The organism is Pseudomonas sp. Arb-4-2C (assembly GCF_055755015.1).
Genome location: NZ_CM146899.1, coordinates 592,359 through 606,621, shown reverse-complemented (window position 1 = coordinate 606,621; position 14,263 = coordinate 592,359). Strand labels below are relative to the sequence as shown.

14 protein-coding genes are annotated in these 14,263 nt (G+C 61.3%); 5 read left to right on the top strand and 9 right to left on the bottom strand.

Going from position 1 to position 14,263, the window contains the following annotated elements:
* The first annotated feature begins 37 nt into the window (after positions 1–37).
* The 4 genes from hpf to AC0J41_RS02580 are packed head-to-tail and all read left to right on the top strand — an operon-like array spanning position 38 to position 1,974.
* A complete protein-coding gene (hpf, locus tag AC0J41_RS02595) occupies positions 38–346 on the top strand; it encodes a ribosome hibernation-promoting factor, HPF/YfiA family (protein ID WP_025109458.1) in 309 nt (102 codons plus the stop codon).
* Positions 347–358: 12 nt separating this feature from the next.
* Positions 359–823, top strand: coding sequence for a PTS IIA-like nitrogen regulatory protein PtsN (gene ptsN / locus AC0J41_RS02590; RefSeq protein WP_025109459.1), 465 nt, complete (start codon positions 359–361; stop codon positions 821–823).
* 2 nt (positions 824–825) lie between these two features.
* A complete protein-coding gene (rapZ, locus tag AC0J41_RS02585) occupies positions 826–1,683 on the top strand; it encodes an RNase adapter RapZ (RefSeq protein ID WP_025109460.1) in 858 nt (285 codons plus the stop codon).
* Positions 1,684–1,698: 15 nt separating this feature from the next.
* Entirely contained in the window at positions 1,699–1,974 is a 276-nt protein-coding gene (locus AC0J41_RS02580) for an HPr family phosphocarrier protein (protein ID WP_008085079.1), read from the top strand.
* A 38-nt stretch (positions 1,975–2,012) separates the two neighbouring features.
* Here AC0J41_RS02580 and AC0J41_RS02575 read toward each other — a convergent pair whose 3' ends face one another.
* The 6 genes from AC0J41_RS02575 to pmbA all read right to left on the bottom strand — a co-directional run bounded on the left by AC0J41_RS02575 (position 2,013) and on the right by pmbA (position 7,379).
* Positions 2,013–2,906, bottom strand: a complete 894-nt coding sequence (locus AC0J41_RS02575) for a ZIP family metal transporter (RefSeq protein ID WP_473014486.1) — start codon at positions 2,904–2,906, stop codon at positions 2,013–2,015.
* A 30-nt stretch (positions 2,907–2,936) separates the two neighbouring features.
* Positions 2,937–3,548 (bottom strand): superoxide dismutase, encoded by a 612-nt coding sequence (locus AC0J41_RS02570; RefSeq protein WP_473014485.1) that lies wholly within the window; start codon positions 3,546–3,548, stop codon positions 2,937–2,939.
* A gap of 1 nt (position 3,549) precedes the next feature.
* Positions 3,550–3,990 (bottom strand): hypothetical protein, encoded by a 441-nt coding sequence (locus AC0J41_RS02565; RefSeq protein ID WP_025109464.1) that lies wholly within the window; start codon positions 3,988–3,990, stop codon positions 3,550–3,552.
* 27 nt (positions 3,991–4,017) lie between these two features.
* Positions 4,018–5,394, bottom strand: coding sequence for a class II fumarate hydratase (locus AC0J41_RS02560; protein ID WP_473014484.1), 1,377 nt, complete (start codon positions 5,392–5,394; stop codon positions 4,018–4,020).
* Positions 5,375–5,782: a FagA protein gene (locus tag AC0J41_RS02555; protein ID WP_103521624.1), complete on the bottom strand. Its 408-nt coding sequence runs from the start codon at positions 5,780–5,782 to the stop codon at positions 5,375–5,377. Before AC0J41_RS02555 ends, AC0J41_RS02560 begins: the two co-directional genes overlap by 20 nt.
* A 250-nt stretch (positions 5,783–6,032) precedes the next feature.
* Positions 6,033–7,379, bottom strand: a complete 1,347-nt coding sequence (gene pmbA / locus AC0J41_RS02550; protein ID WP_025109467.1) for a metalloprotease PmbA — start codon at positions 7,377–7,379, stop codon at positions 6,033–6,035.
* 108 nt (positions 7,380–7,487) lie between these two features.
* On the opposite strand from pmbA, the gene yjgA reads away from it, so the two are divergent.
* The gene (gene yjgA, locus AC0J41_RS02545; protein ID WP_025109468.1) at positions 7,488–8,012 is read left to right on the top strand and encodes a ribosome biogenesis factor YjgA; all 525 of its coding nucleotides are present in this window, start codon (positions 7,488–7,490) and stop codon (positions 8,010–8,012) included.
* Between the two features lie 51 nt (positions 8,013–8,063).
* Here the strand turns inward: yjgA and tldD are convergent, their stop codons facing one another.
* Genes tldD through AC0J41_RS02530 form a run of 3 tightly spaced genes read right to left on the bottom strand, consistent with a single transcriptional unit; the run spans position 8,064 to position 14,233 of the window.
* On the bottom strand, positions 8,064–9,506 hold the full coding sequence (gene tldD, locus AC0J41_RS02540; RefSeq protein WP_473014483.1) for a metalloprotease TldD: 1,443 nt from the start codon (positions 9,504–9,506) through the stop codon (positions 8,064–8,066).
* Positions 9,507–9,510: 4 nt separating this feature from the next.
* Positions 9,511–10,371 carry a carbon-nitrogen hydrolase family protein gene (locus tag AC0J41_RS02535; protein ID WP_473014482.1) on the bottom strand — a complete coding sequence of 287 codons (861 nt, stop codon included), beginning with the start codon at positions 10,369–10,371 and terminating at the stop codon, positions 9,511–9,513.
* A gap of 58 nt (positions 10,372–10,429) precedes the next feature.
* Positions 10,430–14,233: a YhdP family protein gene (locus AC0J41_RS02530; RefSeq protein WP_473014481.1), complete on the bottom strand. Its 3,804-nt coding sequence runs from the start codon at positions 14,231–14,233 to the stop codon at positions 10,430–10,432.
* Positions 14,234–14,263 lie beyond the last annotated feature (30 nt).

The window sequence follows — 14,263 nt, the reverse complement described above, 5'->3', positions numbered from 1 at the left end:
CTGCCGCTTTATGCACTGGCAACGAAGGAGAAGCTGTATGCAAGTCAACATCAGTGGACACCAACTGGAAGTGACCGAACCGCTGCGCACCTACATCAACGAGAAACTCGAACGATTGGAGCGCCATTTCGACAAGATCACCAACGTGCAAGTCACGATGTGCGTCGAAAAGCTGAAGCAGAAAATCGAAGCCACCTTGCATATTCCCGGCAGCGAAGTGGTCGCCAACGCAGAAGATACCGACATGTACGCTGCGATCGACTCACTGACCGACAAGCTGGATCGCCAACTCAAAAAGCATAAGGAAAAGACCCAGAGCCTCCTTCAGGGCGCAACAGGTCGTTAACACCCCCAACCCATGATCCGACTTGAAAGTATCCTGACCCCCGGCCGTTCCCTGGTGAACGTGCCGGGCGGCAGTAAAAAGAAAGCCCTCGAACAGATTGCCAACCTGATCGCCCGCGAAGTGCCGGATCTGGAGATGCAGGACGTCTTCGAAGCGCTGATCGCCCGTGAGAAACTCGGCTCCACCGGTTTCGGCAACGGCATCGCCATTCCCCACTGTCGCCTCAAAGGCTGCGAAGCGCCTATCAGCGCATTGATGCACCTTGATGCCCCCATCGATTTCGATGCAATCGACGGCGCACCGGTTGACCTGCTGTTTGTTCTGCTGGTCCCGGAAGCAGCCACCGATGCTCACCTGGAATTACTGCGCCAGATCGCCAGCATGCTCGATCGCAAGGAAGTGCGCGAAAAACTGCGTAGCGCACCGAGTAACGAAGCCTTGTATCAGGTCGTCCTGAGCGAGCAGAACGGTCACTAATCATGCGTTTGATCATCGTCAGCGGCCGCTCCGGCTCGGGTAAAAGTACCGCCCTGGATGTCCTTGAGGACAACGGCTACTACTGCATCGACAACCTGCCGGCCGGCCTGTTGCCTGAATTGGCCGAGCGCGCCCTGATTCACACCGAACTGGCCCAGCCGCTGGTGGCCGTCTCGATCGATGCCCGCAACCTGCCGAGCCATCTGTCGCGCTTCCCGGAGCTGTTGGAAGAAGTCCGCAGCCGCCACATCCAGTGCGATGTGCTCTATCTGGATGCCGATGAGGAAACCCTGCTCAAGCGTTTCTCGGAAACCCGTCGGCGCCACCCACTGAGCACTGCCAATCGCTCGCTGGCCGAAGCCATCAATGACGAAACCGCCCTGCTCGGTCCGATTGCCGACCTGGCCGACCTCAAGGTCAACACCACCAACCTGAATCTGTACCAGCTGCGCGACACCATCAAGCTGCGCCTGCTGAACCAACCGGAGCCGGGCACGGCCTTTCTGGTCGAGTCGTTCGGCTTCAAGCGCGGCATGCCGGTGGATGCCGATCTGGTGTTCGACGTACGCTGCCTGCCCAACCCGTACTGGAAGCCGGAACTTCGCGCGCAATCGGGTCTCGATGCACCGGTCGCCGATTACCTGGCGGCGCAGCCCGAAGTCGAGGAGATGTTTCAGGACATCTACGGCTATCTGAATAAATGGCTACCGCGCTTCGCCGCGAGTAACCGCGCCTACGTCACCATTGCCATTGGCTGCACCGGCGGGCATCACCGCTCCGTTTACCTGACTGAACGCCTGGGTCAGGCCCTGCAGAAAACCCTGAAGAACGTCCAGGTTCGCCACCGCGACCTCACTTAAAGGATTCACACCGCGATGCCTGCTCTGGAAATCGAAATCATCAACAAACTGGGCTTGCATGCCCGCGCGTCGGCCAAGTTCGTTGGCGTGGCGGGCCAGTACCCGGATTGCACCATCAGAGTGGGTCGCACCCCTGAAACCACGGTGGATGGCAAAAGCATCATGGCGATGATGATGCTCGCCGCCGGCAAGGGCACGAAAATCTATCTGAGTACTGAAGGCCATCAGGAGCAGGAAGCGCTGGATGCACTGGTGGCGTTGATCAACAACTACTTCGACGAAGGTGGTTGATTCAGTGTGTCGAGGGAGCCTGCTCCCTCTCTCATCCTTCAGCCCAGCGCCGTATCCATCACCATCATCAGACAGAAACCGATCAGCAAGCCAAGACTGGCGAGCTTGTCGTGACCATTGCGTCGCGACTCGGGGATCACCTCATGAGTCACCACCAGCAACATCGCCCCCGCCGCCAGCGCCAGTCCCAACGGCAGTAGCAGCTCTGCCAGACTGACCAGCCACGCACACAGCAGTGCAAACACCGGTTCGACCAGACCCGATGCCGCGCCGATCAAAAACGCCCTGACCCGTGACATCCCCGCCCCGGCCAGCACCAGCGCAATCACCAGACCTTCCGGCACATCCTGCAAGGCAATGCCCATGGCCAGACTGTCGGCATCCGGCATGCCACCACCAGCGGAGACACCGACCGCCATGCCCTCCGGAATGTTGTGAGCAATGATTGCGAAGACGAACAGCCAGATTCGCGGTGGAATTACCGGGTGTTCAAGGGAGCCAACAAGCGTTTCCGGTGAAGCGCCGGACAACCGCAAATCCACCAGGTAAAGGCCGAACGCACCGAGCATGATGCCCAGGCAGATAAGACCACTGGCGCCCCACGGGGTCATGCCCAGGCTTTGCGCGGCGGCAATGCCCGGCACGATCAGCGAAAACGCCGTCGCGGCCAGCATCACCCCGGCGCCAAACCCCAGCAGGGTATCGCTGAGCATCTGCGGCATCCGCCGGATCACCAGTACCGGCACCGCACCGAGCGCCGTGCCGAGTGCGCAGATCGCCCCGCCTTGCAACGCCCGGGAAAGCCTCGGTTCCAGATCCAGCCATTGCAGTCCGTGAGCGACCAGCAAGGTCATGCCCGCCAACAGCAAGAGCGACCCCACCGCGTAACGAAACATACGCCCACTTCCGATCGCCAGTGTTTCAGTGCCCATAGCCAGCCTTGGATTGTTTTTATAGAAGACTTAAACCAGTGCGGCTTTGTAGCGCGCAGCGACTTCAGGCCAATTGATCACGTTGTAGAACGCATTGATGTATTCCGGACGACGGTTCTGGTAACGCAGGTAGTAGGCGTGTTCCCAGACATCGAGACCGAGAATCGGCGTATTGCCGTTCATCAACGGGCTGTCCTGGTTGCCGCTGCTTTCCACGATCAGTTTTTTCTCCGGGGTCACGCTGAGCCAGGCCCAGCCACTGCCGAAACGGGTCAGCGCGGCTTTGGTGAACGCCTCTTTGAAACTGTCCAGACCACCCAGTTGTTCATCGATGGCCTTGGCCAGTGCGCCATCGGGCTTACCGCCGCCGCTTGGCACCATGACTTCCCAGAACAACGAGTGATTGGCGTGACCGCCGCCCTGATTGATCACCGCTGCACGGAGTTTTTCCGGCAATTGCTGAACGCTGGAGACCAGTTTTTCCACCGGCCACTCGGCGTATTCAGTGCCTTCTACAGCGGCGTTGAGGTTATTGATGTAAGTCTGGTGATGCTTGGTGTAGTGGATCTCCATGGTCTGCGCATCGATATGCGGTTCCAGGGCGTCATAGGCGTACGGCAAGGCGGGCAAGGTAAAAGCCATTTCAGTGGACTCCATGATGATGTGCGGCTGGCGCGCGGCGTGCGTTGCCGGTATCCGGGTGCAGCAGGCGCTGGGTGCGCGGGTATTCGCCGTGTTCGCTGATGAAATTCAGCAGTTCGACATAGGTCTTGCTGCTCTGGCGCAACGCCGCTTCACGCAAGGCCGGGCGCAAGCGCTCGTCCTGCATGGTCTGCAACAGCCGTTGGTGGATCGCGCAGAGATACTCGGCGCTCTCCTCCGGCTGATTCAGGCGCAGGTGCAGGTCCGCCAGGTTGTGATGAGAGATGACACAGGCCGCCACCGCTTCGTCGGCATCGGCCCAGCGCTCGAACAACACTTGCGCCAGGGCCAGGGCTTGCAGGTAAGCCTCGCGGGCATCGATCAGCTCGCCCAGCATGAAGCAGCGATTGGCCCGTTCGATCGTGCGTTTCCAGTGCTCCATGGTGAGCCTCCAAAGCAGTTGCGGTGATTACACGCCGCCGGCGGTGAGTTTCTCGGGATTGAGCAACTCTTCCAGCTGATTGCGCGACAGGTCGGTGTGCTCCAGCGCGACGTCGATCACCGGGCGCCCCTGTTTGTAGGCCTGCTTGGCGATTTCCGCGGCTTTCTGGTAGCCGATGATCGGGTTGAGCGCGGTCACCAGAATCGGGTTGCGCGACAACGCTTCCTTGAGCCGCGACTCGTTGACCTTGAAGCTGGCGATGGCTTTATCACCGAGCAAACGACTGGAGTTGGCCAGCAATTCGATGCTGCTCAGCAGGTTCTGGGCGATGATCGGCAGCATCACGTTCAGCTCGAAGTTGCCCGACTGCCCGGCGATAGTGATCACCGAGTCATTGCCGATAACCTGCGCAGCGACCATGGCGGTGGCTTCCGGAATCACCGGATTGACCTTGCCCGGCATGATCGACGACCCCGGTTGCAGACCCTCAAGCTCGATTTCACCGAGGCCGGCGAGTGGGCCAGAGTTCATCCAGCGCAGGTCATTGGCGATTTTCATCAGCGACACGGCGGTGGCCTTGAGCTGACCGGAGACGGCGACAGCGGTGTCCTGCGAACCGATCAGCGCGAACAAATCCTTGCCCGGGGTGAATTGCACATTGGTCAGTTGGTTCAACTGGCGGCTGAAACGTGCGGCGAATTCAGGATGCGCGTTGATTCCGGTACCGACCGCTGTGCCGCCCTGAGCCAGCGATTGCAGGCTTGGCAGCAAGTCCTGCAAGTGACCGATGTTGGCCTTGAGTTGCTGCGCCCAGCCATTGAGCACCTGGCTCATGCGCACCGGCATCGCGTCCATCAGGTGCGTACGGCCGGTTTTGACGTGGTGATGCACTTGCGCGGATTTCTTTTCGATCACCTGCACCAGGTGCAGCAGCGCGGGCAGCAATTGCTCGTGCAAAGCCAGGGCAGCGCTGACGTGGATGGTGGTCGGGATGATGTCGTTGCTGCTTTGGCCGCAGTTGACGTGATCGTTGGCATTCACCGGCTCGTCGAGCAGACGGCTGGCGAGGGTGGCGATCACTTCGTTGGCGTTCATGTTGGAGCTGGTGCCGGAGCCGGTCTGGAAGATGTCCACCGGGAAGTGCTGCATGAAATCGCCTTCGAGCAGGCCCTGGGCCGCGTCGCTGATGGCTTTGCCTTGAGCGGCGCTGAGCTGATTGAGTTCGACGTTGGCCCGGGCAGCGGCGGCTTTGGCAAGGATCAACGCGCGAATGAATTGGGTTGGCATCGGCTTGCCGCTGATCGGGAAATTATCCACTGCGCGCTGGGTTTGCGCGCCGTAGAGAGCGTCCACCGGCACCTGCAGTTCGCCCATGCTGTCGCGCTCAATACGTGTCTTGGTCATCTGAAAATCCTTGCACCAGTTCAATAAGAGGAATCGAGGGAAGCAGTTCGCAGGTGGCGAGCTGCCAGGTGTAGCGCTGCCAACGCTGGAGCCGGCAGTTGCACAGCGACAGGCGCTCCATTTCACGCAACGGGCGCCAGGCTTGATCGAGACAGAGGCTGCGCCAATGCCACGGCAACGCAATGTCGGTGGCCGTGTCGAGCAGCAAACGGAAGGAGGTTTCAGCGATGGTCCAGGGAGACGTTGCCGTACAGCAGGCCAGATAACGGCCTTCGGCCAGGTAGTGTTCGATCAGGCGCGGCTCGTCAGGATCCATCGCGCAACGGATCTGGCGACTCATCCAGCGCCAGCTTTCGAGGTACGGCTGCTCGTGCAAGGCAGAACTCATGATCCGGGACTCGTTCGCAGATGAGATTTATTATTAGATGATAATGAGAACCAAAACAAGCGTGGCGAGTTACGAAGAGTCCATTGTGGGAGCGAGCCGGCCCGCGAAGGCGTCGTGTCAGTACCCCTGCGGTCGGCAGTCAAATCGCTTTCGCGAGAAGGCTCGCTCCCACATGGTTTTGTGTGCGGCCAATAAAAAAGGCGCGCCATCCGAGGGGATGGTGCGCCTTTTTGCGTAACGGAATCGGGGCTTAGCTGCCCGCGACCGTCATCCGCTCGATCAACACCGAGCCCGTACGAATGTTGCTGCGCAGCTCCAGATCATTTCCGACCGCAACAATCTGCTTGAACATGTCGCGCATGTTGCCGGCGATGGTCACTTCCTGCACCGCGAACTGGATTTCGCCGTTCTCGACCCAGAAACCCGCCGCTCCGCGCGAATAGTCGCCGGTGACCATGTTCAAGCCATGGCCCATCAATTCGGTGACCAGCAGCCCACGGCCCATACGGCGCAGCAGCGCCGCCTGATCCTCATCGCCGTGCGTCACGAACAGGTTGTGCACGCCGCCAGCGTTGGCGGTACTCGGCATGCCGAGTTTGCGTCCGGAGTAGGTGCCAAGAATGTACGACACCAATTCGCCCTTCTCGACGAACGGTTTGGCGTAGGTCGCCAGGCCATCACCGTCGTAAGACGCACTGCCCATGGCGCGCATCAGGTGTGGACGTTCGTCGATGGTCAGCCACTCCGGAAACAGCTTCTGCCCCAGCGTGCCTTCCAGGAACGACGATTTGCGGTACAGACTGCCGCCAGACACCGCCGACAGGAAGCTGCCAAACAACCCGCCCGCCAGCTCTGCGGAAAACAGCACCGGCACTTCGCAGGTCGGCACAGGACGCGCGCCCAGACGGCTCGCCGCCCGTTGCGCGGCACGTTGGCCGATGCTCACCGGATCGGCCAGCAAATTGCCCTGACGGCTGACGTCGTACCAGTAATCGCGCTGCATCTGGCCGTCGGCCTCGGCGATCATTACGCAGCTGAGGCTGTGCCGGGTCGACGCATAGCCACCGATGAAACCGTGACTGTTGCCATACACACGGCAGCCCTGATGGGTGCTGAGGGTGGTGCCGTCGGCGTTCTTGATCCGCGCATCGGCATCAAACGCGGCGGCTTCACACAGCAATGCCTTCTCGATCGCCTGCTCCGGAGTGATGTCCCATTCGTGGAACAGGTCGAAATCCTGCTGATCCCTGGCCATCAGTGCCGCATCGGCCAGGCCCGAGGCTTCATCTTCAGAGGTATGCTTGGCGATGGCCAGCGCCGCCGCGACCGTTTCGCGAATCGCATCAGGCCCGGTGGCAGACGTGCTGGCCGAGCCTTTGCGCTGACCCACGTACAGGGTGATGCCAAAGCCCTGGTCACGGTTGAACTCGACCGTCTCGACCTCACGCTGGCGTACTGACGTCGACAGCCCCTGCTCCAGCGACACCGCTACTTCGCAGGCACTGGCGCCCTGGCGCTTGGCTTCGGCGATGATCTGCTCGACCTGTTCCTGCAGTGCCGGCAATGCCTGCGGGCCGACGCTTTGAACTGCACTCATGCTCATCTCCACTCAAATTCTGCTTTCGGCTGGGGTCATCGAGCGACCGGGCCGGACAAGCGGCCCCCGACTGGTTATCATGGCGGCGTTTCTTTGCGGACTGCCACCATGGTTGATTCTTACGACGACTCCCTCGATACGGGAGAAAAAAGCAAATCTCAGGTCAAACGCGAGCTGCATGCTCTGGTTGACCTTGGCGAGCGCCTTACAACACTCAAGCCCGACTTGCAGGCAAAACTGCCATTGACCGACGCTTTGCGCCGAGCCTTGGCCGATGCGCCCAAGCACACCGCGAACATCGCGCGTAAACGGCACTTGCAGTTCATCGGCAAACTGATGCGCGATCAGGACACTGACGCGATTCTGACGTTGCTCGATCAACTCGATGCCTCCACCCGTCAGTACAACGAGCGTTTCCACAACCTCGAACGCTGGCGTGACCGCCTGATCGCCGGTGACGATGCCGTGCTGGAGAAATTCGTCGTCGAGTACCCGGACGCCGATCGCCAGCAATTGCGTTCCCTGATCCGTCAGGCTCAGCACGAGGTTGCGCAAAACAAACCTCCTGCTTCCAGCCGCAAGATCTTCAAGTACATCCGTGAGCTGGACGATACCCAACGCGGCCTGCGTTGATATTCGCCATCGGGTGGCCGCACTGTGCGCCACCCGCAGCTCCATCCCCGTTTATGCGCCCGTGCCGCCCACGGTGATCGCATCAATCTTCAGTGTTGGCTGACCAACACCCACCGGCACCGACTGTCCGTCCTTGCCGCACGTGCCCACACCGCTGTCCAGCGCCAGATCGTTACCGACCATCGACACCCGGCTCATCGCCTCGGGGCCATTGCCGATCAACGTCGCGCCCTTCACCGGAGCGGTAATCTTGCCATCCTCGATCAGGTACGCCTCGCTGGTGGAGAAGACGAACTTGCCGCTGGTGATGTTGACCTGACCGCCGCCGAGGTTGGCGCAGTAGATGCCTTTCTTCACCGAAGCAATGATTTCCGCCGGATCGCTTTCGCCACCGAGCATGTAGGTGTTGGTCATGCGCGGCATCGGCAGATGCGCGTAAGACTCGCGGCGACCATTGCCGGTACGGGCCACGCCCATCAGACGCGCGTTGAGCTTGTCCTGCATGTAGCCCTTGAGCACGCCGTTTTCGATCAGCGTGGTGCACTCGGTCGGGGTGCCTTCGTCGTCGACGCTCAGCGAACCGCGACGACCACTCAGGGTGCCGTCATCGACGATGGTGCACAGCTTGGAGGCAACCATTTCGCCCATGCGCCCGCTGTAGGCGGAGCTGCCCTTGCGGTTGAAGTCACCTTCCAGACCGTGGCCGACCGCTTCGTGCAGCAACACGCCAGACCAGCCAGAACCCAACACCACCGGCAAGGTACCGGCCGGTGCAGGAATTGCTTCCAGGTTCACCAGCGCCTGACGCAACGCTTCCCGGGCATAGCCCATGGCGCGGTCTTCGGCGAGGAAATAACGATAGTCGGTCCGCCCGCCACCGCCATGTCCGCCGCGCTCGCGACGGCCATTCTGCTCGACGATCACGCTGACGTTGAAGCGCACCAGCGGGCGCACATCGGCGGCCAGGCCACCGTCGGTGGACGCCACCAGAATCCGCTCCCAGACCCCGGCCATGCTCACGCTGACCTGCTGAATACGTGGATCAAGGGCGCGGGTGGCAACGTCGATGCGCTTGAGCAGCTCGACTTTTTCGGCGCGGCTCAGCACTTCCAACGGGTTGTCCGGCGCATATAACTGCGCGACATCCTGGGTGCTGAACGCCTGCACCGTGCCGTTCTGCCCGGCACGGGAGATCGAGCGCGCGGCACGGGCCGCAGCGCCGAGGGCTTCGAGGGTGATCGCGTTACTGTAGGCGAAACCGGTTTTTTCACCAGACTGCGCACGCACGCCGACGCCTTGGTCGAGGTTGAAACTGCCTTCCTTGACGATTCCGTCTTCCAGCGACCACGACTCGGAGATCTGGCCCTGGAAATACAGATCGGCAGCATCGATGCCCGGGCCTGCCAGATCGCCGAGCACGCCTTGCAGGCTCTCGATCGTCACGCCGCCGGGCGCCAACAGGTGATCACTGACTGAGGACAACAACTCGCTCATAGGTTTACGCCTTAAATTCATGTTCTGAAGCAGGCCGCTGTGCGCCCTGCGAGAAAAACCGCCGATGACTCGTCACCGGCATTCGCGCCCTGATAGACGCTTGTTCATCACTGTCGCGTTCGGCCAACAACACCGCTTCGCCTTGATCCTGATGCGCCAGCACACGGCCCCACGGGTCGATGATCGCCGCGTGACCGAAGGTTTCCCGTGGCCCCGGATGGGTTCCGCCCTGCGCTGCCGCCAACACATAACATTGAGTCTCGATGGCGCGGGCGCGAATCAGCACGTCCCAGTGCGCCGCACCGGTCACCGCGGTGAAGGCCGACGGGGCGGTGATCAACTCGGCACCGGCAGCGCGCAACTCGCTGTACAGCTCCGGGAAACGCAAGTCGTAACACACCGTCAGACCGACTCGGCCGACCGGCGTGTCCGCCACCACGACGCCGCTGCCATAAGCATAGTCATCGGATTCACGATACCGCCCGCGATTGTCCGCCACATCGACATCGAACAGGTGCAACTTGTCATACCGCGCAACGATTTCACCCTGATCGTTGACCAGCAGCGAGCAGGCGTGGGACTTGGCATCCGGCTGCCCGAGCGGCGGCAACGGCAACGTGCCGGCCACTATCCATAACTTGAGGTCGCGGGCGGCCTGTTTCAACCATGGCAGGATCGGCCCATCGCCGAGCGCTTCGGCGCGGCCGATGTCGGCGATGTCGCGACGGCCCATGGCGGCGAAGTTTTCCGGCAGCACTGCGAGCTTCGCCCCGCCGGCCGCAGCCTGCTCGAGCAGGCGTCGGGCCTGGGCCAGATTGGCCAGCACATCGCTCTGGCTGACCATTTGAATCACCGCTAAAGACATGGCGCACTCCGCAACAGGTATGCGGCCATGCTACTCCATAGGCTCGGGATGTGGCTGTTCAAAAAGGCTTGTCGAAGGTGATTTTCGGCTCTTTCCACGGGCCTTTGACGGTGTATTTGACGCTGGCGAAGCGCGCCACGCGGTCGCCGATCAGCTTGTCGATCAGGAACAACGCCCCGCCGACCGCCGGTGCGCCGACGATCAACGCGGCAATCGGCAGGTTGTTGGTCACCGGCAACGTCACCAGCAACTTGGCATCGACCTGTTCACGGACCAGATCCAGCGTGCCGTTGAGCTCAATGTTGCTCGACGGCCCGGTCAGGCGGATCGGCTCGCGGGTGTCATAGACACCGGCGTTGGCCACCAGCAGGCCCTTGACCCGGTCATAGCTCAAGCCCTTGCCAAACAGGTCGGAGAAGTCCAGACGCAGACGGCGGCCGATGGAGTTGAAGTTGAGCAGACCGAACACCCGCAGTGCCTGCGCGCCGCCCTCAACTTCGACGAACTGACCTTTATTGAGCGAGGCATCCAGCGTGCCGGAGAAGCGCTTGGTCGCCAGCCATGCCGGCGAGCCTGGCCAGCGGCCATCGACGTCCATATGGAATTCTTCGCTGGTCACGCTCGGTGCGAACCCCCAGCCCTTGAGTACATCGGCGAGGTTCTTGCCACTGATCCGCCCCTTGAACCAGCTGTTGGTCGAGCCCGGCGCACCTTCCCAGCCGCCATTGCCCTGCAACAGGATGCCCTTGAGGCCCATGTCGAGGTTGTTCAAGGCGATGCCTTTGGCGGTCGGGCGGACCTTCAGCGACCAGCCACCGACCAGATCCTGGCCCTGGTACAACTGATTGATGGTGATATCCAGCGCGGGAATCTTCGTCGGGTCGACGGAAACCAGCGGGTCGGGCGAATTCTCGTCGGCCTGCACCGTCGGATCCGGCGCCGGAAGCCGCACGTATTGCAGATTGACCGCAATCGGTGCGCCTTTGGCATCGGGAAGGCTGGCCGAGCCCTTGGCCTGCTGACTGTCGAGCGACAGATTCCATGCCCATGGCTTGCGATTGACCTGCACTGCGGCCTGATCAAGCGTGGTGCCAAATGCGGTGAGCTTGCCCACTTTGAAGTCGGCGCTGTTAAGCAGTTGCTTGGCGCTGCCCCCCGGATCGTTACCGGCGTATTTATTGACCAGATCCTGCCACGGCGCGACGTCCAGCTCCGACAACACACCGCGTATGCGCAGGCCTTTGGCGTCCGGCAGGACCGCGTCGCCGGTGCCGAGGAACAGCTCGCCCCGACCATCGGCGATATTGCTCGGCGGCGCGGCGAAGGTGAAGCTGGCCAACTGATCGTAACTGACCCAGTAGCGCCGCTCCGGGCCTTGCAAGGTCATGCGGAACACCGTGTCACGCCCCTGCTGGGCCGACATGCCGAACGGTGCCGGCAGATCCACCGCAACACCTTTCATGCTGGAACTGACCGTCAGTTGACTGTCAGTGCCGTCCAGGTTGACCTGCAACTGATAGGGAATAGTCCCTGACACCGGCAACGGCTGGGTCACACCCAGCCAGTCAGTGAGCTTCTTGACCTCGACCTGCCCGGAAGCCGCGACCCGAGTCTTGAGCCTGTTCGGGCTGCCATCAGCGAAAATCTGCGCCGTCACTGGCTTGTCGAAAGCCCTGGCGGCGATATTCTGCCCGCTCAAACCCTTGGCACTGTCGAAGCGGAAATCGCCCTTGAGCTGGCTCAGTTCAAGCTTCGGCTCGGCCAGTTTCAGGCGCGCATTGGCAGTTTTGAAGTCGACGAGAATCTTCGGCAGATCGCCCTTTTCCAGCGGAATGTCGAGTTTGACCTTGCCCTGCAGATCGCCCTCGCCTTCCCATCCGGCAAAGGTTTCGCCAGTACCGATCGGCGCGGTCTGCAAAATTTTCAAGCCATCGCCCAGCCCGCCGGCAAACCCGCCATCGAGGAACAGATGCGTATGTTGCCCGGCCGGCACATGGGGAATGTTGACGAAAACATCGCTGACCCGGGTGTCGAGCAACTGGCCCTTGTCAGCGACAATGCGAACACCGTTGTCCTCGATGAACACGTCGCCGCTGACCTTGCTCACGTGCGGCCAGCCCGGCTGGAATGCCAGCTCGGCGTCATGCACCTTGAAGAACAGACTGATGCTGCGATCGACGTCTTTGGCGTTCTTGTTCAGCGAGCCCTGGTACTGGAAAAAGCCCTGATCCACCGCGCCCTTGAGGATTGCCGTGCGCAGCCACTCGTCGAGCGCCGGGCTGAGGACTTCTGGCAGATACTTGGCGGTGTAGCGTCCGTCGCCATCGACCAGGCCGACGCGCAGATCCATGTAGTCTTCCTGGGTATGATCAAAGTGCAGGCGGATCAGGAAGTCGCCGGCAATCTTGCCTTCTTCGCCCAGCACTTTCAGGTACGGCGCGATCAGGGTGAAACCGTCTTTGTCGAGTTTCCAGGTCAACCGGGCGTTGGCCTGAATGTATTGCCATGGCTTGGCGAAGATCGGGTCCAGGTGCAGGACGAAATCCTTGCTGTCCATGCGCAACTCGCCACCGTCGAGGTTGCCGCTGAGACTGCCACTGACGTTTCGCGCCGCCGGGGCACCGTGATAGGCATCGAACCCGACCTGATCCAGATTGGCAGCGAAGCTGAATTTCGAGCCGTCGGTGGCATTGGGACGAAAATCCAGCAGCACGTTGCGCAGCCCACCCGTCACCTGCAAGTGCTCGACGACAGTGGCGAAGCCTTCCGGCAGTGGCCCCAGCGCATTGAGCAGCGGGGTGATCGGCGTCAGATCGAGGCGGTCCGCCTGCAGATGCCAGAGTTCGTCAACTTTATCGGTGACCGCCGTCTGCTTGAGCTGCACATGGGATTCCCAACGGGTCTCTCCGAGGTTCATTGCCAGTGAGTCGAGGGTCACCGTCGCGCCGTCATCGTCGCGCTGGTAATAACCGTTGAGCGCCAGATTGTTGATCCGGATCGGCTTGCGTTCGGCGTAGGCGCCGGTCAGTTGTGGCGCGTTCAAACGAATGGCGGCGCTCTGCAGGGCGCCGTCATTCCAGTTCACCCAGAGCTCGCCGCCGGCCTTGATCTCGGAAAAATTCCACTGCTGGGTCAAACGCTCGGGCAACCACTTGGACCAGTCGCTTTGCGGCAGGCTGACATAACCTTCCACCGAGCTGTCCGGCAACTGCTTGGGGCGAATCCGGGTGCGCAGGCTCATGGCCACAGGCTGCCCATCGGGCAAGGTCAAACGCGCATCGAGACGCTGACGACTGGCCCCGGTTTTCAGATTGAGGCCGACGTAGGTGAAGGTCATCGGGGCCTGATCCAGCGGCTGCAAGGTCACCTGACTGTCGAGCACCGACAGCTGCTGAATCATCTGCGAGCGATCGAACAGTTGCTCGGGATCCAGCGGCTGATCGTTCTGCACCGGCAAACCTTCCAGCGCCCAGCTGCCATCCTGCGCTTCCTTGAGGCTGATTTTCAGGCCGTTCAATTCCAGATGGGCGATACGCACTTCGCGCGCCAGCAGGCTGCCCCAGAGGTCCGGCACCGCGCGTACCCGGTCCAGACGCAAGGCATTCGCGCCATCGCCGACCATCACGTCATGGGCCAGAAGGATCGGCGCAAATCCGCTCCAGTTACCTTCCAGCTCGCCGATGCGCAGCGGCATGCCGAGGGCCGCACTGGCCTTGTCTTCGATGTCGGTGCGGTACTCCGCCACCAGCGGCGTCAGTTCCCGACCGAGGCTGACGTACAACGCCATCAACACCAGAACCAACGCGCACAGGCCCAGCCCCCAGCGGGTGAGTGCGGCCAAAATGCGTGTCAGACGCTCCATGTCAGTTGGCTCCCATGGCGAAAAAACTGC